At 70.4% G+C, this 17,678-nt stretch carries 18 protein-coding genes; 8 read left to right on the top strand and 10 right to left on the bottom strand.

Going from position 1 to position 17,678, the window contains the following annotated elements; all coding sequences use genetic code 11:
* From ACO057_RS23810 to ACO057_RS23790, 5 genes are all read right to left on the bottom strand, one after another.
* Positions 1-1,310, bottom strand: a 1,310-nt coding sequence (locus tag ACO057_RS23810; RefSeq protein WP_421996221.1) for a stimulus-sensing domain-containing protein, incomplete at its 3' end; no start/stop codon positions are given.
* 2 nt (positions 1,311-1,312) lie between these two features.
* Entirely contained in the window at positions 1,313-1,612 is a 300-nt protein-coding gene (locus ACO057_RS23805; RefSeq protein WP_421996219.1) for a CcdB family protein, read from the bottom strand.
* A gap of 2 nt (positions 1,613-1,614) precedes the next feature.
* On the bottom strand, positions 1,615-2,001 hold the full coding sequence (locus ACO057_RS23800) for a Cro/CI family transcriptional regulator (protein ID WP_421996217.1): 387 nt from the start codon (positions 1,999-2,001) through the stop codon (positions 1,615-1,617).
* 39 nt (positions 2,002-2,040) lie between these two features.
* A complete protein-coding gene (locus tag ACO057_RS23795; protein WP_421996215.1) occupies positions 2,041-3,543 on the bottom strand; it encodes a tripartite tricarboxylate transporter permease in 1,503 nt (500 codons plus the stop codon).
* Positions 3,543-4,052: a tripartite tricarboxylate transporter TctB family protein gene (locus ACO057_RS23790; RefSeq protein WP_421996213.1), complete on the bottom strand. Its 510-nt coding sequence runs from the start codon at positions 4,050-4,052 to the stop codon at positions 3,543-3,545. The genes ACO057_RS23795 and ACO057_RS23790 overlap by 1 nt, the downstream gene beginning before the upstream one ends.
* Positions 4,053-4,172: 120 nt before the next feature.
* On the opposite strand from ACO057_RS23790, the gene ACO057_RS23785 reads away from it, so the two are divergent.
* Entirely contained in the window at positions 4,173-4,772 is a 600-nt protein-coding gene (locus ACO057_RS23785) for a class I SAM-dependent methyltransferase (RefSeq protein ID WP_421996211.1), read from the top strand.
* Between the two features lie 3 nt (positions 4,773-4,775).
* Here ACO057_RS23785 and ACO057_RS23780 read toward each other — a convergent pair whose 3' ends face one another.
* Positions 4,776-5,744, bottom strand: a complete 969-nt coding sequence (locus ACO057_RS23780; protein WP_421996209.1) for a Bug family tripartite tricarboxylate transporter substrate binding protein — start codon at positions 5,742-5,744, stop codon at positions 4,776-4,778.
* Between the two features lie 302 nt (positions 5,745-6,046).
* Here ACO057_RS23780 and ACO057_RS23775 point away from each other — a divergent pair, with 302 nt between their 5' ends.
* The 3 genes from ACO057_RS23775 to ACO057_RS23765 all read left to right on the top strand — a co-directional run bounded on the left by ACO057_RS23775 (position 6,047) and on the right by ACO057_RS23765 (position 8,337).
* Positions 6,047-6,514: a hypothetical protein gene (locus tag ACO057_RS23775; RefSeq protein ID WP_421996207.1), complete on the top strand. Its 468-nt coding sequence runs from the start codon at positions 6,047-6,049 to the stop codon at positions 6,512-6,514.
* Positions 6,515-6,613: 99 nt separating this feature from the next.
* A complete protein-coding gene (locus ACO057_RS23770) occupies positions 6,614-7,072 on the top strand; it encodes a hypothetical protein (RefSeq protein ID WP_421996205.1) in 459 nt (152 codons plus the stop codon).
* Positions 7,073-7,197: 125 nt separating this feature from the next.
* The gene (locus ACO057_RS23765) at positions 7,198-8,337 is read left to right on the top strand and encodes a cupin domain-containing protein (protein ID WP_421996203.1); all 1,140 of its coding nucleotides are present in this window, start codon (positions 7,198-7,200) and stop codon (positions 8,335-8,337) included.
* A 3-nt stretch (positions 8,338-8,340) separates the two neighbouring features.
* Here the strand turns inward: ACO057_RS23765 and ACO057_RS23760 are convergent, their stop codons facing one another.
* Positions 8,341-9,309 (bottom strand): Bug family tripartite tricarboxylate transporter substrate binding protein, encoded by a 969-nt coding sequence (locus ACO057_RS23760; RefSeq protein WP_421996201.1) that lies wholly within the window; start codon positions 9,307-9,309, stop codon positions 8,341-8,343.
* Positions 9,310-9,449: 140 nt separating this feature from the next.
* Here ACO057_RS23760 and ACO057_RS23755 point away from each other — a divergent pair, with 140 nt between their 5' ends.
* On the top strand, positions 9,450-10,997 hold the full coding sequence (locus ACO057_RS23755; protein ID WP_421996199.1) for a D-aminopeptidase: 1,548 nt from the start codon (positions 9,450-9,452) through the stop codon (positions 10,995-10,997).
* Here the strand turns inward: ACO057_RS23755 and ACO057_RS23750 are convergent.
* Entirely contained in the window at positions 10,982-11,650 is a 669-nt protein-coding gene (locus ACO057_RS23750) for an HAD family hydrolase (RefSeq protein WP_421996197.1), read from the bottom strand. The genes ACO057_RS23755 and ACO057_RS23750 overlap by 16 nt on opposite strands.
* The gene (locus tag ACO057_RS23745; protein WP_421996195.1) at positions 11,647-12,426 is read right to left on the bottom strand and encodes a helix-turn-helix domain-containing protein; all 780 of its coding nucleotides are present in this window, start codon (positions 12,424-12,426) and stop codon (positions 11,647-11,649) included. Before ACO057_RS23745 ends, ACO057_RS23750 begins: the two co-directional genes overlap by 4 nt.
* Before the next feature lie 63 nt (positions 12,427-12,489).
* On the opposite strand from ACO057_RS23745, the gene ACO057_RS23740 reads away from it, so the two are divergent.
* Positions 12,490-13,716 carry an MFS transporter gene (locus ACO057_RS23740; protein ID WP_421996193.1) on the top strand — a complete coding sequence of 409 codons (1,227 nt, stop codon included), beginning with the start codon at positions 12,490-12,492 and terminating at the stop codon, positions 13,714-13,716.
* A gap of 43 nt (positions 13,717-13,759) precedes the next feature.
* Here the strand turns inward: ACO057_RS23740 and katG are convergent, their stop codons facing one another.
* A complete protein-coding gene (gene katG, locus ACO057_RS23735; RefSeq protein ID WP_421996191.1) occupies positions 13,760-15,937 on the bottom strand; it encodes a catalase/peroxidase HPI in 2,178 nt (725 codons plus the stop codon).
* A gap of 149 nt (positions 15,938-16,086) precedes the next feature.
* Between katG and ACO057_RS23730 the strand changes: the two genes are divergently transcribed.
* A complete protein-coding gene (locus tag ACO057_RS23730) occupies positions 16,087-17,001 on the top strand; it encodes a hydrogen peroxide-inducible genes activator (RefSeq protein WP_421996189.1) in 915 nt (304 codons plus the stop codon).
* Positions 17,002-17,005: 4 nt separating this feature from the next.
* Positions 17,006-17,677, top strand: coding sequence for a DUF533 domain-containing protein (locus ACO057_RS23725; protein WP_421996187.1), 672 nt, complete (start codon positions 17,006-17,008; stop codon positions 17,675-17,677).
* Position 17,678: the final 1 nt, after the last annotated feature.

Here is a 17,678-nt window from a genome sequence, read left to right as displayed (position 1 = left end):
ACCAGCTTCTCCGGCGCCTCCAGGACCATCTCGGGGTCCAGCGGCTTGCGGGTCGTGTTGTGCAGTTCCACGAGCACGGCGAGGATCGGGCCGATATCCACCGGCTCGGCGATGTTGCGCGAGAGCTCGGCATCCACGCGCGAGCTGTCGGAGATGTCGCCGATCAGCCGGTCCATCCGCACCGCGTCATTGGCGATGATGGAGAGCAGGCGGTGCTGCTGCGCCTTGTCCTCGACGCGGCGCAGCGTCTCGATGGCGCTGCGCACGCTGGTGAGCGGGTTCTTCAGCTCATGCGCCACATCGGCGGCGAAGCGCTCATTGGCGTCGATGCGCGCCCAGAGCGCGCGGGCGGCGGCCTGCAGGTCGCGCGCCAGCACGCCGATCTCGTCGCTGCGCTCCAGCAGGGCGCTCGGCACGCTGCCGGTGCGCCCCCTGCCCTGCCGCATCTCGGCCGCCGCGCCGGCCAGCTGCAGGATCGGCGTGGCGATGGTGCGGGCGAGATAGAGCGAGACGGCGACGGTCAGGATCAGCGCCAGCACGAAGAGGCCGAGCACGCTGGCGCGGATCTCGAAGAGGCGCTCATCCACCTCGCGCGCCTCGCGCGTCAGCAGCACGATGCCCACGGCCTGGGCGCCGCGCCGCGCGGGCTCGGCGACGGAGACGAGCAGGCGGCCATCGGGCGTGCGGCGGATATAGGGGGTGACGCCGCCTTCGAGGGCGAGGCGCAGTTCCGCCTGGCGCTCGGGGCCGAGATCGGGCTGCCAGTCGAAGCTCTGCGCATCGGGGGTGGTGTCGAGCACGACCGGGTTCTGCGACTGCGTCGGCAGCAGGCTCAGCACGCGCTCATAGAGGCCCGACACGCCGTCGGAGAGCGCGCCGCGCGAGATGGGCGCGGGCAGCGGCTCGGTGACCACGGCACCGCCCACCGCCTCGCGCACGCGGCTGTCGGCGACGACCAGGCCGGCCGTGTCGAACAGCTTGGCCTGGGTATTGGGCGAGGGCTCGACCAGGCGGCGCAGCAGCGGGCGCACCTGCTCGGGCACCAGCACGGCGCGGTCGTCCTGGATACGCACGGCGGCCTCGGCGATGGCGCCGGCATAGATGCGCGCCTGGTTGCGCATGGCCTCGACCTCGGCGGCGAGCAGGCCGTTCTGGTACTGGTCGAGATAGAGCAGCGCCGCGGCCAGCAGCGCCGGCGGCAGCGCATTCACCAGCAGGATGCGCCGCAGCAGCGGCGAGACCCATCGCCGGCGCTTGCGCTCGGGAACCGCGCCGGCCTCGTTGGGCTTGAGCAAAGGCGCTTCGGGCATGATCAGAAGCCAGTCATCAAAGTGTCGAGGGCGCGGGTGATGTCGTCGCGATGCTCGGCGAGGGAGCCGATGGCGTGGCCAAGCTCGCGCCTGGGCACGGCCGTCAGGTAATGCGTCATCATCGCGACCTCCTCCCCTGCCACCTGGAACAGCGGCGTGAGGTCCCGGATGACGGGCAAAGCGGAGGTTGGCGGAAGCAGGGGCACGACGATCCTCGAGGGCAATGCTTCAAGCCAGTCGGACTGGACGTCGAGCAGATACCCTGTGCCGCGCTTCGGCCGATAGAGGTCGAAGCGCGCCATCGTCAGAACATGCGGTATTCGGCAAGGGGAAGGCCGTTTTCCTCGACCCATTTGCCATGTGCCGCGATCGCCTCGCGATTTTCTTCCAGCCAACGGCGGGCCTTTTCGGCGCGGACCGCTTCGCTCACGGCCTTGGCCGCGATCGCTGCAGCATCGAGGCCGAGGGCTTCCGCTTCCGCGAAGGGAGCCTGAGTTTCGGCGAAGCCCGCATGGAGGTCGGGCCGGAGCTCGACGGGCGAGACCCCGGTCACCCGCGCCACCTCGCCCACGCGCGCTGGCGGCACGCTGCGCCACTGCGCCACGGAAGCGCTGGCGATGCCCAGCGCGCGGGCCAGGGCATTGACGCCCCCTGCCCGTTCGATCGCCCTGGTAAGGCCGGAATCCCGCATGCCTTGAAGGCTAGCGAGGCTCTGCAGGCACCGCAAGGTTTAAGCTGACAGCCTCTTCCTAGCGATCATCCCGTAAATCCGAGGTCCGAACAGCGCCAGCGCCGCCAGGATCAGCAAGGTCAGGCTGCCCGGGCGGGTCAGGAAGGTGGTCCAGTCGCCCTCGCTGATGGTCATGGCCTGGCGCAGGTTCTGCTCGGCCATCGGCCCCAGGATCATCCCGATCATCACCGGCGCGACGGGGAAGTCGAAGCGGCGCATGAACATGCCGATGATGCCGATGCCATAGAGCAGCAGCAGGTCGACGATGGAGTTCGAGATGCCGTAGGTGCCGATCGTCGCGAAGACCAGGATGCCGGCATAGAGCTGCGGCGTGGGGATCTTCAGGATCTTCACCCACAGCCCCACCAGCGGCAGGTTCAGCACCACCAGCATGACATTGGCGATGAAGAGGCTCGCAATCAGCGTCCAGACCAGATCGGCCTGGGTCTGGAACAGCAGCGGCCCCGGCTGGATGCCGTAGCTCTGGAAGGCGGAGAGCATGATCGCCGCCGTGGCGCTGGTGGGCAGGCCCAGCGTCAGCATGGGCACCAGAACGCCCGCCGCCGCCGCGTTGTTCGCGGCTTCCGGGCCGGCCACGCCCTCGATGGCGCCCGTCGTGCCGAATTCATGCGCATGCTCGGGCGCGACCAGCCTCCGCTCGGCGTAATAGCTGAGGATGGTCGGCATCTCGGTGCCGCCGGCCGGCATCACGCCGAAAGGGAAGCCCAGCCCGGCGCCGCGAATCCAGGGCCAGAAGCTGCGCTTGAGGTCGGATTTCGAAAGCCACAGGCTGCCCACCGGCATCACCTGGATCTTCCCCTCCACATGGTGCCAGGCCATGTAGAGCGCCTCGGCGACGGCGAAGAGCGCGACCGCCACCAGCACCACGTTCACCCCGTCGAAGAGCTCCGGCACGCCGAAGGTCATGCGCGGCTGGCCGGTCTGCAGGTCGATGCCGACGAGGCCCAGCGAGAGGCCGAAGAACAGGCTGGTCAGCCCGCGCACGGGCGAGCCGCCGAGCACCGCCGAAACGGTGACGAAGCACAGCAGCATGAGCGAGAAATACTCGGCCGGTCCCAGCAGCAGCGCATAGTCCACGATGAGCGGGCCGAGGAAGGCGATGCCCAGCGTGCCCACCACGCCGGCCACGAAGCTGCCGATGGCCGCGGTCGCCAAGGCGGGGCCCGCGCGTCCGCTGCGGGCCATCTTCGCCCCCTCGAGCGCGGTGATGATCGAGCCCGATTCACCCGGCGTGTTCAGCAGGATCGAGGTCGTGCTGCCGCCATACATAGCGCCGTAGAAGACGCCGCAGAAGAGGATGAAGGCCCCCGTCGCGCTCACCTGGTAGGTGATGGGCAGCAGCAGCGCGATGGTCAGCGCCGGCCCGATGCCCGGCAGCACGCCCACCGCCGTGCCGAGGAAGCAGCCCAGCAGCGCGAAGCCGAGATTGCTGAGGCTGAGCGCATGCGAGAAGCCCAGCTGAAGCCCGTTGATCGCGTCCATCAGACCGGCTCCTGACCGAGCATGCGCAGGATGATGCCTTCCAGCAGCCCCGCGCCGATATTCACGCCCAGGCCCTGGACGAAGAGGAACCACACCAGCAGCGTCAGCGGCAGGGCGATCAGCAGGTCGCGCGCCATGGAGGGGCTGCCGAAGGCCGCGGCCACCAGCACGAACTGCACCGAGGCCGCGATGGAGAAGCCCGCCGGCCCGATCAGGATCAGATTGGCGACCAGCCCGGCGAAGAGAAAGCCCAGCGCCCGCCAGTTGGGCGGCGCGGTGCCGGCCAGCTCCTCGATCCGGTGCGACCAGCCGCCGCGCAGCGCCGTGCCCACGAGGCTCGCGCCGAGCGCCGTCAGCCCGGCCGCGACCACATAGGGAATGACGGTGGGGCCCACCTGGGCATAGAGCGGCGAGACCGGAATGGCCCAGGCCTGCCAGAAGCCGATCAGGCCAAAGCCCAGCACGGCCAGGCCAGCCAGGAGGTCGGGCAACGGAATACGGGATGTCATGGAGCCTCGCGTTTCCTCAGTTTCCGTTTCTTGGCAGCTTGGCGGTCAGAGTCACCTGTCCGGCGCATGGCATTGCTGTCATGCGGTGACAGGCGGCGCCGATCGATGCAGGTTGCCGGCATGGATCCGCGCGCCGCAAGCATCATTGGCATTTACGAGCGCCATGCCGGCGCCTTCGACCGGCAGCGCGCCAGGACCCTTTTCGAGCGGGGCTGGCTGGACCGTTTCACCGCCCTGATGCCGCCGGGCGGGACGGTCCTCGATCTGGGCTGCGGCATGGGCGATCCCATCGCGCGGCACCTGGCGCAGGCCGGCTTTCGCGTCACGGGCGTGGATTCCTCGTCCCCGATGATCGAACTCTGCCGGGCACGCCTGCCGGAGCAGGAATGGCGGGTCGCGGATATGCGCGCCCTCACCCTCGGCCGGCGCTTCGACGGCATCCTGGCCTGGGACAGCTTCTTCCACCTCGACCCTGCGGATCAGCGCCGCATGTTCCCCGTCTTTCGCGACCATGCGGCGCCGGGCGCGGCCCTGCTCTTCACCAGCGGCCCCGCTCACGGCGTGGCGATGGGGGAGTTCGAGGGCGAGCCGCTCTTCCACGCCAGCCTGGACCCCGCCGAATATCGCGAGCTCCTGAGCGCGAACGGCTTCGCCGAGCGCGCCCACCGCGCCGAGGACGCGGATTGCGGCGGGCGCACCGTCTGGCTCGCCCAGGCTTAGGGGTCAGGCGGCGAGGCCGAGCTCCTTCAGCACCGTCTCGGTGGAGGTGATGTCGGCGGCCAGGAAGCGCTCGAACTCGGCGCCCGCGAGGAAGGCATTGTCCCAGCCGCGCGTCTCCATCAGCTCCTTCCAGGCCGGCACTTCCACCAGCGCGGTGATGAAGCCCGTCAGCGCCGCCTTCTGGCTCGCATTGATGCCGGGCGCACCGAAAACGCCACGCCAATTGGCGGTGACGACGTCGATGCCCGATTCCTTGAGCGTGGGGATGGCCGGATCGCTGCGCGTCTCGCCCGTGGTGGCCAGGGCCCGCATCCGCCCGGCCCGGATCTGCTCGGCGAATTCCGAGTAGCCGGAGATGCCCGCCTTCACCTGCGCGCCGAGGATCGCCGCCTGGGCCGGCCCGCCGCCGGCGAAGGCCACATAGCTCGCCTCGCGCGCATTGCGCCCCAGGGCGCGCAGGATCAGCCCCAGGGTGATGTGGTCCGTGCCTCCCGCGCTGCCGCCGGCCACCGAGGTGCCGCCGGGATTGCTGCGGAAGGCGGCCAGCAGCCCCGCGATGTCGCGGATGTCGGACTGCGCCGGCACAACCACCACGCCGACCTCCTGCGTCATCCGCGCGATGGGCGTGACGCTGGAGAGACCGACCGGCGAACGGTTGGTCAGCACCGCGCCGACCATGATGGAGCCCGAGACCATCAGCGCGTCGCCGCGCCCGCGCCGCTGCGCCACGAAGCGCGGCAGGCCCACGATCCCGCCCGCGCCGCCGACATTCTCGAACTGGAAATTGCCGATGAGGCCCGCCTGGCGCGACACCTGCTCGATCGCGCGGCCGAGGCCGTCCCAGCCGCCGCCGGGACCGGCGGGGATGAACATGTTCAGATTGGCGAAGCGCGCCTGGGCGGCGGCCTCGCGAACGGCCAGCGGCGCGAGGGCCGCGGCGGCCAGGATGGATCGGCGATTCACGGTGTTCATGCGGGCTCGGCCCTCTCCTGGTGTCCCTGGTCTTCCCGCCGGGGTCGGGGTGAGCCGCAGGATTGGTCCGGGAGAGGGTTCCGCGCAACGGGGGATGCAGCGGCATCCGGACCACCCCCTTCGCCGAAACCGCCGCACGACCGGAGATTTCAGCATCTTTCCGCCACGAGAACGGAAATCCTGAAGGGCCAAAGTATTGATTACAATTGCGATAGCTCACTAAATTGCATGGTGGAAAGACCTTGCGAGACGGCAATGTCTCGGACCAATCTTCACCTTCGAGGGAAGGCAGGGCGCAAGAGATGTCCGACGGTGAAAAGAAGGATCCGCGGCTCACACGCCGTCTCCTGGTGGCCCGTATCATGGGCGGCGCCGGTCTTGTCGCCGCCGCGACGGCTTCGGCCCCGGCGGAGGCCCAACCCCGCACCGGCATCACCGACAATGATCCCAATGACGGCGCGGGCCGCGGGCGCGGCGGCGGCTATCGCGGCCGGACCGGCCTCACCGACAACGACCCCAATGACGGCGCGGGCAACGGGCGCGGCGGCGGCTATCGCGGCCGGACCGGCCTCACCGACAACGACCCCAATGACGGCGCGGGCAATGGGCGCGGCGGCTATCGCGCGCCTCCCCCTCGGCGCGGCACCGGGATCACCGACAACGACCCCAATGACGGGGCCGGCAACGGGCGCGGCGGCTATCGCGGCGGCGGCTACACCGGCCGCACGGACCGCGATCCCTATGACGGACCCGGGCGGGGCCGCTACTGACCTCCGCTTTCTCGACCTCCCCGACACGAGTTGTATCCGCGCCGCCGATTTGCCACGATCGGACGCCTGGATGGCGCACACCAACTAAGGAAGAAATTTATGGGAGACCGCCTTTCCCGCCGCCTGCTGGTCCTTCGCACTGTCGCGCTGAGCGGGACGGGAGTGGCGGTCACGGCCTGCGTGCCACCGCCGATGTACGCGCCGCAGCCCGTCTATGCGCCGCGCGGCACCGGCATCACTGACGCGGATCCCAATGACGGCGCGGGCAATGGACGCGGCGGTGGCTATCGTCGCGGCACCGGCCTCACCGATTCGGATCCCAATGACGGGGCCGGCAACGGCCGTGGCGGCGGCTATCGTCGTGGCACCGGCCTCACCGATTCGGATCCCAATGACGGGGCGGGCAATGGGCGTGGCGGCGGCTATCGTCGTGGCACCGGCATCACCGACGCCGATCCCAATGACGGGGCCGGCAATGGACGCGGCGGCAGTCGTGGCTACCGCACCGGTCGCTCGGATGCGGATCCCTATGACGCGGCCGGGCGCGGGCGTTACTAGCCCTCCTCCCGCGCCCCCCCGACCCAGATCCACTTCCGGCGGGCGTCGCCCATCGGGTGGGGGCGACACTTGCGCTAAGCTGACCGCGAACAACTCGCCGGAACCGCCTGATGGACCAGGGCCACATGGATCAAGGACTCACCGAAGCCGCCTTCGCCCTGGTTTTTCCAGGCATGTCGGTGGATGACCTGCTCGCGCTGCGCGAGGCGCGCGACTGGCGCTTCTTCCCCGCCCCCGACGCGACGCGCTTCGACCATCTCCTCAGCGTGGCGGTCCTCGACGCGCATCTTCGCACCGACGGCGCGCGCAGCCCGCGCATCGCGATGGCCGATGACTCGCGCGAGGGCAGCGCCGGCGTCCCCGAGCACGAATTCACCTTGCCGGACGGGCGCGTGGACCTGCTCAACCTGCTCGCGCGCTTCGATGCCGGCGCCTCGCTCGTCGTCTCGCAATTCCACGAGACCCATCCGCCGCTCGCCGATTTCTGCCGTGGGCTGGAGCGCCTCTTCCTGCATGGCGTGCAGGCCAATATCTACCTCACGCCCCCCGGCGCGCAGGGCTTCCGCACGCATTTCGACACGCATGACGTCTTCGTGCTGCAGATCGAGGGCCGCAAGCGCTGGCGCGTCTGGGACGGCGAGCCCCTGGAGCGCCCGACCCGGCGCACGCCCTGGCCCGGCAATATGCCGCCCGTCGGCGAGCCGCATGAGATGATCCTCGCGCCCGGCGACCTGCTCTATATCCCGCGCGGCGTGATGCACGACGCGGCCACCTTGCCCGGCGAGCGCTCGCTCCACGTCACGCTCGGCCTGCTCGATCCGAGCTGGGCCCAGGCCATCCGCAGCCTCGTCGACGAGCTCGAGCTGAGCGACTCCACGCTGCGCGAGAGCGTGCCCACCTGGCGCATCGGCGAGGCCGATCTCTTCGAGGCCCTCGCCCAGCGCCTCGGCGCCATGGCGAAGCCCGAGCACGCCGGCCGCCTCACCAACCTGCTGCTGGAGCAGCTCTCGCGCGACCGCCAGCCGCTTCCCGCGCGCGGGCTCTTCGCCCCCCTGCCGGAGGGCGCGCTGCGCCTGGCCGACGGCATGCACACCCATCTCGCCCAGACCGACGACGGCGCGGCGACGCTGTTCTGGACCGGCGGGACGATCGAGCTCACGCCCGATCAGGCCGGCACCCTCACCGCGCTCAGCGCGGGCGCCGAGCCCGAGGATCGCGACTTCGTGCGCAAGCTCTGGCGACTGGGCCTGCTGGAGCCCGTCTGAGCCTCATTCCAGCCGGATGTTGCGCCGGCGGATGAGCTCCGCCCATTTCCGGCTCTCCCCGGCCTGATAGGCGGCGAATTCGGCGGGGCGCCCGCCGATGGCGTCCATGGCGAGGCTATCGAGACGCGACTTCATCTCATCCGAGAGCATGGCCCTGCGCGCTTCGTCGGCCAGCCGGTCCAGGATGGGCTGCGGCGTGCCAGCGGGCGCGAAGAGGCCGAGATCGACGGTGGCGCGATAGCCGGCCAGCCCGCCCTCGGCGACGGTCGGCACATCCGGCATCTTCGAACTCCGCTCAACGCTGGTAACGGCCAGAGCGCGCAGTTCGCCCGAGCGCAGATAGGGCAGCGCCACCGCGGCATCCGCCAACGAGATCGCGGCTTCGCGCGTCATCACCGCCTGCGCGGCCTGGGCCGCGGACCGATAGGACACATGGGTCATCTGGGTGCCGGACATGTCCAGCATCAGCTCGACGCCCAGGTGGTTCGTGGCCCCCGCGCCGGAGGAGGCATAGGTGAGCTGTCCAGGCTGCGCCCTCGCCGCATCGAGGAGCTCGGCGAGGCTGCGCCAGGGCGCCTGCGGGTGGACGCAGACGAACATGGCATTGGTCGCGAGCAGGCCGATCGGCGCGAAGGCGCGGTCGTTGTCGTAGGGCAGGCTGAGCAGCGGCGGCGCCATGGCGAAGGTGCCGTTGGGCGCGACGGCGAGGGTATAGCCATCCGGCCGCGACCGGGCGAGCGCGGCCATGCCGACGGTGCCCGTCGCGCCCGCGCGGTTGTCCACCACGACCGACTGGCCCAGCGCCGGCGCGAGGTGCTGAGCCAGCAGCCGGGCCAGGATATCGGTCCCGCCGCCCGGCCCGAAGGGCACGATGATGTTGATGGCGCGACTGGGCCAGGCGGATTGCGCGAGGGCCGCGCGGGAGAGGAGGCTGGCCGGCAGGGCGGCCAAAGCCGATCGGCGTGAAAGCATGGAGGTTTTCCCGGTTCTTATGCGTGTTGGGCTGCGGAAGGACGAGGCCCGCGCCGATCGGCGCGAATGTTAGTATAATGACTGACGATCGCGAAGCACGCTCTTGTTCCGTGGGCGGGCGGCATGGGATGCTGGCGCGCATGACCGATCGCCTCGACGCCGCCCTGCTCCATCTTCCCCGCGCCTATCCCGGCCCCGGCGGCGCCGTCGCCGTGCTGCGGGACGGCGAGGTCCTCGCCCGCCACAGCTGGGGCTGGGCCAATGCCGAGCGGCGGATCCCCTTCACGCCGCGCACGCTGTTCCGCATGTGCTCCATCACCAAGCAGTTCACCTGCGCGGCGCTGCTGGACCTCTTCCCCGATCCGACCGTGCTCGACGCGGAGCTGCGCGCGAAGCTTCCGCTGCTGGCGCAGGCCGCGCCTTCCATCCCGCATCTCGCGCACAACCAGTCCGGCCTGCGCGACTACTGGGCGGCCGCGATGCTGCACGGCTCGCCCGTCGAGGCGCCCTTCGGCGATGCGGAGGCCGACCGCATCATCCGCGGCACGCGCTCGCTGCATTTCGCGCCGGGCACGCGCTACTCCTATGTGAACCAGAACTTTCGCCTGCTGTCCGACCTGCTGCAGGAGCGGACCGGCCGGAGCTTCGCCGACCTTCTGCGCGAGCGCGTCTTCTCCCGCGCGGGCATGGAGACCGCCCTTCTCGCCGCCGACACCCGCGCCATGCCCGACGGCACCGAGGGCTATGAGGGCAACCAGGCCAGCGGATTCCGCGCGGCGGAGAACCGCATCCTCTGGACGGGCGATGCGGGGCTCGGCGCCTCGCTGGACGACATGATCGCCTGGGAACGGCACATCGACGCGACGCGCGACGATGCCGCCTCGCTTTATGGCCGCATCGCCGCGCCGGTGCATTTCACCAACGGCGCGGAGGCGCCCTATGGCTTCGGCCTGGCGCGCGGCCGCGATTTCGGCCGCGCCCATACGGGCCATGGCGGCGCGCTGCGCGGCTGGCGCTCGCACCGTATGTATCTCCCCGCCGAGCGCGTCTCGGTCGTGGTGATGTTCAACCATTTCGGCGACGCCCATGGCGCGGCGCTGGACCTGCTCGCGGCCGCGCTGGGCGAGGCGCGCCCCATTGCCGACACGACCTTGCCGCCGCCCTCATGGCTCGGCGCCTATGCCGAGGCGGAAACCGGGCTTTCCGCGCGCATCGAGCATGCCGCACCGGGGCAGATCCTGCTGCGCTTCGGCCATTCCCCCGAACGGCTGGACCTGTGCGCCGACGGCACGGCGGGCGGGGACCGCACGAAGCTACGCATGGCGAGCGACGGGCTCTGGATGGACCGCCCGCAGGAGAATTTTTCCACGCGGCTGCTACCGGCCGCCGGCGAGGCCCGCGCGGATGTCGGCGGGCGCTACCGCTGCGCGGAGCTGGAGGCCGAGCTCACCGTCGTCGAAAGCGGCGGCACGCTTTATGGCGGCTTCTCGGGCTTCCTCGGCCAGGGGCGGATGGAGCTGCTGAACCCGATCGCGGCGGATCTTTGGGCCCTGCCCTGCCCCCGCGCGCTGGACCACACGCCGCCCGGCGACTGGACCCTGGCCTTCCGGCGCGACGCCTCGGGCCGTGCGACCGGCGTCGAGCTCGGCTGCTGGCTCGCGCGCGGGCTGAATTACGAACAGATCTGAGACCGGAGCGCCTCCAGGACGTCGAGAAGGCTGGGGAGGACGCCGGCGCAGAGCGCGGCGATCTCCTCCGTCGCGGGCAGCAGGTCGGGGATCATAATCGTCGCCATGCCGGCCGCGGCGGCGGAGCGGACGCCGTTGTGCGAGTCCTCCAGCGCCAGGCAGTGGGAGGGGCGCGCGCCCAGCGCCGCGGCGGCTTTCAGGTAGCTCTCGGGATGGGGCTTTCCCTGAGTGACGTCGCTGCGGGTCACCAGCACGTCCAGCGCTTCCAGGAGCCCGGCCTTGGCAAGTCGCGCCTCGGCCCTGCCCCGCGCCGTCGAGGTGGCGACGCCAAGGGGCACGCCCTGGCTCTTCAGAAAGGCGACGATCTCCCTCGCGCCCGGGCGCAGCGGAGCACCCAGGCCGCAAAGCGCGTCGAAATGCGCAGCGCTGGTCGCGTGATAGAGACCGAGGTCGAAGCCCGCGCCGAAATGGCCCATCAGCTTCGCATCCCCGACCTCCTCCGGCGCGCCAATGAGGCTGAGATGGACGTGATCCACCATCGCATGCCCCTGGCTCGCGCAGGCCGCGAAGATGGCGGTGCGGTACAGCGCCTCGGTGTCGAGCAGCAGCCCATCCATATCGAAGACGACGGCATCGAGCGGCGTGGGGATCATGGCTCGCGCGCCTCGCCGGGCGTGATGCCGAAGGCCGCCCGGAAGGCCGCGCCGAAGGCCGGCGCGCTGGCATAGCCGACGCTGGCCGCGGCCCGCGCCGGCGTCGCGCCTTGGGCCAGCAGCGCCGAAGCCTCGGCGAGACGCAGCGTCTGCCGCCAGCGCGCGAAGCCCATTCCCGTCTCGGCGTGGAAGAGCCGCGCCAGAGTGCGGGTGCTGGCGCCGCAGCGCGCGGCCCATTCGTCCAGGGTAAGGTCGCTGGCGGGCTGGCTCGCCAGGGCTTCGGCGAGGCGCTTCAGCCGCGCGTCGCGCAGCGCCGGCACGCCGAAGGGAAGGCGCCGCGCCCGCGCCACCTCCTCGGCGATGAGCGCCGCGAGATGCCCCCCGCGCCCGGCCTCGTCCCATTCCAGCGGTTCGGCGCAGGCGGCGAGGATCAGTTCGCGCAGCAGCGGGGAGACGGAGAGCACGGCCGGAATCAGCTCGCCCACCTGCGCCGCATCCGCGCGGAAGAACAGGGCCCGCATGGCCACGCGGCCCTGCGTGCGGACGACATGCGACATCTCCGCGGGCACCCAGAGCGCGCGGCCGGGCGGCACCACGAAATGCGCGCCCTGCGTGTCCACGCGCATCACGCCCTCGATCGCGTAGAGGAGTTGCGCGCGGCCATGGTCGTGCCAGCCGGTGTTCTCGCCCTCGTCATAGTCGCGCGCGAAGGCGGCGAGCGGACGGTCCACCTTCTCCTGGGCGATGGTACGGGGGTTGTGGCCGATGCGCGACATAACTCGTCCGGACGTTGATCGATGGACAGGCTATTCTTTCGGGCAACGAAAGGAAATCGTTTCATGTCACCCGCCACGCGGCAAATCTGCCTCATCAACGCAGCGCATCTCTTCACCCATTACGGGCTGCTGATCCTCGCCACCGCCGTCCTCGCCATCGTCCAGCAGGACGCCGAGGTCTTCGGCACGGCCTATGGTCCCGTCCTCGCTTTGGGGACGGCCATGTTCGTCGTCTATGGCCTGGGCGCGCTGCCCATGGGCTGGATCGCCTCCAAGATCGGCCGCAAGGCGATGATCGCGGCCTTCTTCTTCGGCACGGGCGCGGGCATGGCGCTGGCGGGCTTCACCTCCAGCCCCTTCGGCCTCGCGATGGCGATGGTCGTGATGGGCGCCTTCATGGCGATCTATCATCCGATCGGCACGGCGATCATCGCCGAGGCGGGCGGCGACCGCGTGGGCCGCGCGATGGGCATCAACGGCGTCTTCGGCAATCTGGGCGTGGCGCTCGCGCCCGTGATGACCGCCTTCATCGCCGCGCAGTTCGGCTGGCGCTACGCCTTCCTGCTGCCCGGCCTCGCCTGCATCGCGGTGGGCTTCGTCTATCTGCGCGAGCCCGCCTTCGACGCGAAGAAGGCCGGCGTGCAGACGCGCCCCTTCCCCGCCATTCCGAAGCAGGTGGTGCGTCACGCGATCACCTCGCTGCTGACCATCGGCGCGGTCTCGGGCCTGGTCTTCAACGCCTTCACCCTGCTGCTGCCCAAGCTCATGCAGGAGCGCCTGGCTGGCAGCCCGGACCTGCTGCCGATCGTGGGCCTGCTCGCCTTCCTGGCGACGATCTGCGGCGGCGTGACGCAATACACCGTGGGCCGGATGATCGACCGCAAGACACTGAAATCCGTCTTCATGCCGCTCTCCATCGTGCTGGTGCCGGGGCTGCTGGCGCTGTCCTTCCTGGACGGCTGGGTGGTGCTGCCGGTCGCCGCGCTCGTGGCCTCGGCGATCTTCGGCCAGGTGACGGTGAACGAGACCATGACGGCGCGCTACATCGCGCCCGAGATGCGGGCGAAGATCTACTCGATCCGCTTCACGGTGGGCTTCATGGGGGCCGCGCTCGCCTCGCCCATCGTGGGTTTCCTCCACGAGGCGACGGGCAATCTGGCGCTGGCGATGGTGGTGCTGTCGGGCTTCGGGATGGTGACGCTGGTCTGCGCCTTCTGGTTCCCGAACCGGCCGGAAGAGCTGAAGCCGGAACTGTGGAACGCCTCCGCGGTCCCGGCCCCGGCCGAGTAGCAAGTCTCCCGCGCCCCTCGACGAGGGGCGCGGGCCTTCGTCCTTACGCCAGGTCGAAGCGGTCGGCGTTCATGACCTTGGTCCAGGCCGCCACGAAGTCCTTCACGAACTTCTCCTTCGCATCGGCCGCGGCATAGACCTCGGCCAGGGCGCGCAGCTCGGAATTCGAGCCGAAGACCAGGTCGACGCGCGTCGCCGTCCAGCGGAGCGCGCCCGTCTTGCGGTCGTGCCCCTCATAGACGTCCTTGGCTTCCGAGGCCGCTTTCCACTGCGTGCCCATGTCCATCAGATTGACGAAGAAGTCGTTGGTAAGCGCGCCCGGCCGGTCGGTGAAGACGCCGTGCTTGGATCCGCCGGTGTTGATGTCGATCGCGCGCAGGCCGCCGATCAGCACCGTCATCTCCGGCGGCGTCAGGGTCAGCAGCTGCGCCTTGTCGATCAGCCCCAGTTCGCCGGCGGCCGGAACATCCGCCTTCTGGAAGTTGCGGAAGCCGTCCGCCACCGGCTCGAGCCCGGCGAAGGAAGCGGCATCCGTCTGGGCCTGCGAGGCATCCGTGCGGCCCGGCGCGAAAGGTACCGTCACCGCATGGCCGGCGACCCTGGCCGCCTGCTCGACGCCGGCATTGCCGGCCAGCACGATCAGGTCGGCCAGCGAGACCTTCTTGCTGCCCGAATGCAGGTTGAACTCGGCCTGGATGCCCTCCAGCACCTTGAGCACGCGGGCCAGCTGCCCGGGCTGGTTGGCCTCCCAGTCCTTCTGCGGCGCGAGGCGAATGCGCGCGCCATTGGCGCCGCCGCGCTTGTCGCCACCCCGGAAGGTGGAGGCCGAGGCCCAGGCGGTGCCGACCAGCTCGGACACGGTCAGGCCCGAGGCCAGCACCTTGGCCTTGAGCTCGGCCTCGTCCGCGCTGTCGATCAGCGGATGATCCACGGCGGGCACCGGGTCCTGCCAGACCAGCACTTCCTTGGGCACTTCCGGGCCGAGGTAGCGCGCGCGGGGGCCCAGGTCGCGATGGGTCAGCTTGAACCAGGCGCGGGCGAAGGCCTCGGCGAAGGCCTGGGGGTTCTCCAGGAAGCGGCGCGAGATCTTCTCATAGGCCGGGTCGAGGCGCAGCGAGAGATCGGTCGTCAGCATCGTCGGCTTGCGCTTCTTCGACGGATCGAAGGCGTCGGGGATGACCGCCTCGGCGTCCTTCGCCTCCCACTGGATGGCGCCGGCGGGGCTGCGCGTCTGCACCCATTCGTATTTGAAGAGGTTCTCGAAGAAGAAGTTGCTCCACTGGGCCGGCGTCTGCGTCCAGGTGACGTCCAGGCCGCTGCCGATGGAATCGGCGCCGATGCCGGTGCCGAAGCTGCTGGACCAACCCAGGCCCTGCACCTCCAGATCGGCGCCCGCGGGCTCCGGCCCCTTGTGCGATTCGGGACCGGCACCGTGGGTCTTGCCAAAGGTGTGGCCTCCGCCGATCAGCGCGACCGTCTCCTCGTCGTTCATCGCCATCCGCTTGAACGTCTCGCGGATGAACCGGGCGGCGGAAACCGGATCGCCATTGGCGCCAGGACCTTCGGGATTCACGTAGATCAGGCCCATCTCGGTGGCGCCGAGCGACTTGTCGAGCGTCTCCAGCGGACGGTGCGTCAGCCACTCGGTCTCGCTGCCCCAGTTCACGTCCTGGTCGGGCTCCCAGACGTCCTCGCGCCCGCCGGCGAAGCCGAAGGTGCGGAAGCCCATCGTCTCCAGCGCCACGTTGCCGGTGAGGATCATCAGATCGGCCCAGGAGATCTTCTGGCCGTATTTCTGCTTGATCGGCCACAGCAGGCGGCGCGACTTGTCGATGTTGACGTTGTCCGGCCAGCTGTTGAGCGGGGCAAAGCGTTGCTGGCCACGGCCGCCGCCGCCGCGCCCGTCACTCAGGCGGTAGGTGCCCGCGGCATGCCAGGACATGCGCACGAATTGCGGGCCGTAATGGCCGAAATCGGCCGGCCACCAGTCCTGCGAATCCGTCATCAGCAGGCGCAGGTCGTTCTTCAGCGCCTCGTAGTCGAGCTTCTTGAACTCCTCGCGATAGCTGAACGTCTCGCCCAGCGGATCGGACTTGGAGGAATGCTGGCGCAGGATGTCCAGCCGCAGGTGGCGCGGCCACCAGTCGCGGTTCGTGCGGGGCTCGACGCTCCCGTGGCCGAACGGGCATTTACCGCCGCCCTGACCCTGATCTCCGTCCATGACTTCACTCCACCCATTGTTTCATTGATTGACCGGGCACACGGATCCCGCTGCGCAGACCCGACTGACCTGCCCGTGGGGCAAAGCTTGCCCTCGCCCTCAAGCTGCGGTCCAATGAATTATTCTACTTCAGATGATCGCTTTCTTGGATGATCCTACCGTCCCCGCAGCAGCTCCGTTATCTCACGGCCCTTGCCGACCACGGCCATTTCGGCCGGGCGGCAGCGGCCTGCGCGGTGACTCAGTCCACCCTCTCCGCCGGCATCCTCGCGCTAGAGCGCCAGCTCGACGCGGCGCTGATCGAGCGAGGCGCCACCAAGCGGCCGGTCTTCACGCCGATCGGGCTCGAGGTCGTCGCGCGCGCGCGCACGGCCCTCGGCGCGCTGGCGGCGGTGACGGAGACGGCCGCCTCCTCGCGCGATCCGCTGTCGGGCCCGCTGCGCCTGGGCGTGATCCCGACCATCGGTCCCTTCCTCCTGCCGCGCCTCATGCCGGCGCTGCGCGCGACCTTCCCGCGCCTCAAGCTCTATCTGCGCGAGGACATGACCGAGCGGCTGATGACCCAGCTCGACCAGGGCAAGCTCGACCTGCTGCTGATCGCCCTGCCCTGCGACTGCGCCGCCGCCGAGATCCAGCCCATCGCGCCCGATCCCTTCCTGCTCGCCATGCCGGCCCACCATCGCCTCGCGCAGCTGCCGCAGGTGCCGATGGGCGCGCTCGCCGGCGAGCGCGTCCTGCTGCTGGAGGACGGCCATTGCCTGCGCGCCCAGGCGCAGGAGGCCTGCGGCCTGCCGCGCGGACTCTCCACCGAGGGCTTCGCGGCGACCACGCTGCACACCCTGGTGCAGATGGTGGCGGGCGGGCTCGGCCTCACTTTGCTGCCCCGCCTCGCGGTCCAGGGCGGCGTGCTGGGCGGCACGGATCTCGTGGTGCGGCCCGTCGTGGCGGACACGGCGGGCGAGTCGACGCCGGCCCGCACCCTTGCCCTGGCCTGGCGTCCGCGCAGCCCGCGCGCGGGGGAATTCCGATCTCTGGCGCCGGCCATCGCGGAAGGGGTAGGCTGAGCTCATGGATTTCGGACGCATTCTCGGCGCGGTGCTCAGCGGCGCCGCGCAACGCCCCCGGACCCGCAGCGCCCCACGGCGCGGAACGGGCCCCTTCGGCATGAACCAGACGCAGACGCGCCAGGTCGGACGGGTGATCGGCTCGCTCGCGACCATCGCGATCGAGGCGCTAACCCGGCCCTCGGAGCCCGCGCCGCGCCCCGTCCCGCAGGAGCCGCCGGCCCGTCAGCCTCCCGCCGCCGTGCCCGGTGCCCGGCCCTCGCGCCGCATCCCCGACACCGCGCCGGGTCGCGAGCCGGCGGCCCAGGTCGAGTTCTCTCCCGCCGTGGAAACCGCCGAGGCGCGGCTGCTGCTGCGCGCCATGATCGCCGCCGCGCGGGCCGATGGCGTGGTGGACAAGGCCGAGCGCGCGGCCATCGCCCGGCAGCTCGACGGCGCCGGCCTCAGCGCCATCGAGCGCGACCATGTCCTCGCCGATTTCGACCGCCCCGCCAGCATCGAGGAACTCGCTGCCTCGGCGCGCGACCCCATGCTGGCCGCGCAGCTCTACGCCGCCGCCTTCGGGGCCGCGGGCGAGCTCAGCCCCGAGGAGCGGGCTTGGCTCGATCGCCTCGGAGTGGCACTGAAGCTGGACAAGGCCGCGCTCGCGGCCATCGAAAGAAGATTAGGGGGTTAGA

Origin of the sequence: Roseococcus sp. (assembly GCF_965227005.1) — a bacterium.
Lineage (GTDB): Bacteria > Pseudomonadota > Alphaproteobacteria > Acetobacterales > Acetobacteraceae > Roseococcus.
The sequence above is the reverse complement of the archived record's forward strand: the minus strand, read 5'-3'. Positions and strand labels throughout refer to the sequence as shown.

What these genes read in the sequence shown, in the direction of transcription:
- ACO057_RS23775 (WP_421996207.1), top strand. Translation starts at nt 6,047, where the DNA reads ATGTCCGACGGTGAAAAGAAGGATCCGCGGCTCACACGCCGTCTCCTG.
- ACO057_RS23765 (WP_421996203.1), top strand. Translation starts at nt 7,198, where the DNA reads ATGGATCAAGGACTCACCGAAGCCGCCTTCGCCCTGGTTTTTCCAGGC.
- ACO057_RS23780 (WP_421996209.1), bottom strand. Translation starts at nt 5,744, where the DNA reads ATGAACACCGTGAATCGCCGATCCATCCTGGCCGCCGCGGCCCTCGCG.
- ACO057_RS23730 (WP_421996189.1), top strand. Translation starts at nt 16,087, where the DNA reads ATGATCCTACCGTCCCCGCAGCAGCTCCGTTATCTCACGGCCCTTGCC.
- ACO057_RS23750 (WP_421996197.1), bottom strand. Translation starts at nt 11,650, where the DNA reads ATGATCCCCACGCCGCTCGATGCCGTCGTCTTCGATATGGATGGGCTG.
- ACO057_RS23790 (WP_421996213.1), bottom strand. Translation starts at nt 4,052, where the DNA reads ATGACATCCCGTATTCCGTTGCCCGACCTCCTGGCTGGCCTGGCCGTG.
- ACO057_RS23770 (WP_421996205.1), top strand. Translation starts at nt 6,614, where the DNA reads ATGGGAGACCGCCTTTCCCGCCGCCTGCTGGTCCTTCGCACTGTCGCG.
- ACO057_RS23745 (WP_421996195.1), bottom strand. Translation starts at nt 12,426, where the DNA reads ATGTCGCGCATCGGCCACAACCCCCGTACCATCGCCCAGGAGAAGGTG.
- ACO057_RS23755 (WP_421996199.1), top strand. Translation starts at nt 9,450, where the DNA reads ATGACCGATCGCCTCGACGCCGCCCTGCTCCATCTTCCCCGCGCCTAT.
- katG (WP_421996191.1), bottom strand. Translation starts at nt 15,937, where the DNA reads ATGGACGGAGATCAGGGTCAGGGCGGCGGTAAATGCCCGTTCGGCCAC.
- ACO057_RS23795 (WP_421996215.1), bottom strand. Translation starts at nt 3,543, where the DNA reads ATGGACGCGATCAACGGGCTTCAGCTGGGCTTCTCGCATGCGCTCAGC.
- ACO057_RS23725 (WP_421996187.1), top strand. Translation starts at nt 17,006, where the DNA reads ATGGATTTCGGACGCATTCTCGGCGCGGTGCTCAGCGGCGCCGCGCAA.
- ACO057_RS23740 (WP_421996193.1), top strand. Translation starts at nt 12,490, where the DNA reads ATGTCACCCGCCACGCGGCAAATCTGCCTCATCAACGCAGCGCATCTC.
- ACO057_RS23800 (WP_421996217.1), bottom strand. Translation starts at nt 2,001, where the DNA reads ATGCGGGATTCCGGCCTTACCAGGGCGATCGAACGGGCAGGGGGCGTC.
- ACO057_RS23760 (WP_421996201.1), bottom strand. Translation starts at nt 9,309, where the DNA reads ATGCTTTCACGCCGATCGGCTTTGGCCGCCCTGCCGGCCAGCCTCCTC.
- ACO057_RS23805 (WP_421996219.1), bottom strand. Translation starts at nt 1,612, where the DNA reads ATGGCGCGCTTCGACCTCTATCGGCCGAAGCGCGGCACAGGGTATCTG.
- ACO057_RS23785 (WP_421996211.1), top strand. Translation starts at nt 4,173, where the DNA reads ATGGATCCGCGCGCCGCAAGCATCATTGGCATTTACGAGCGCCATGCC.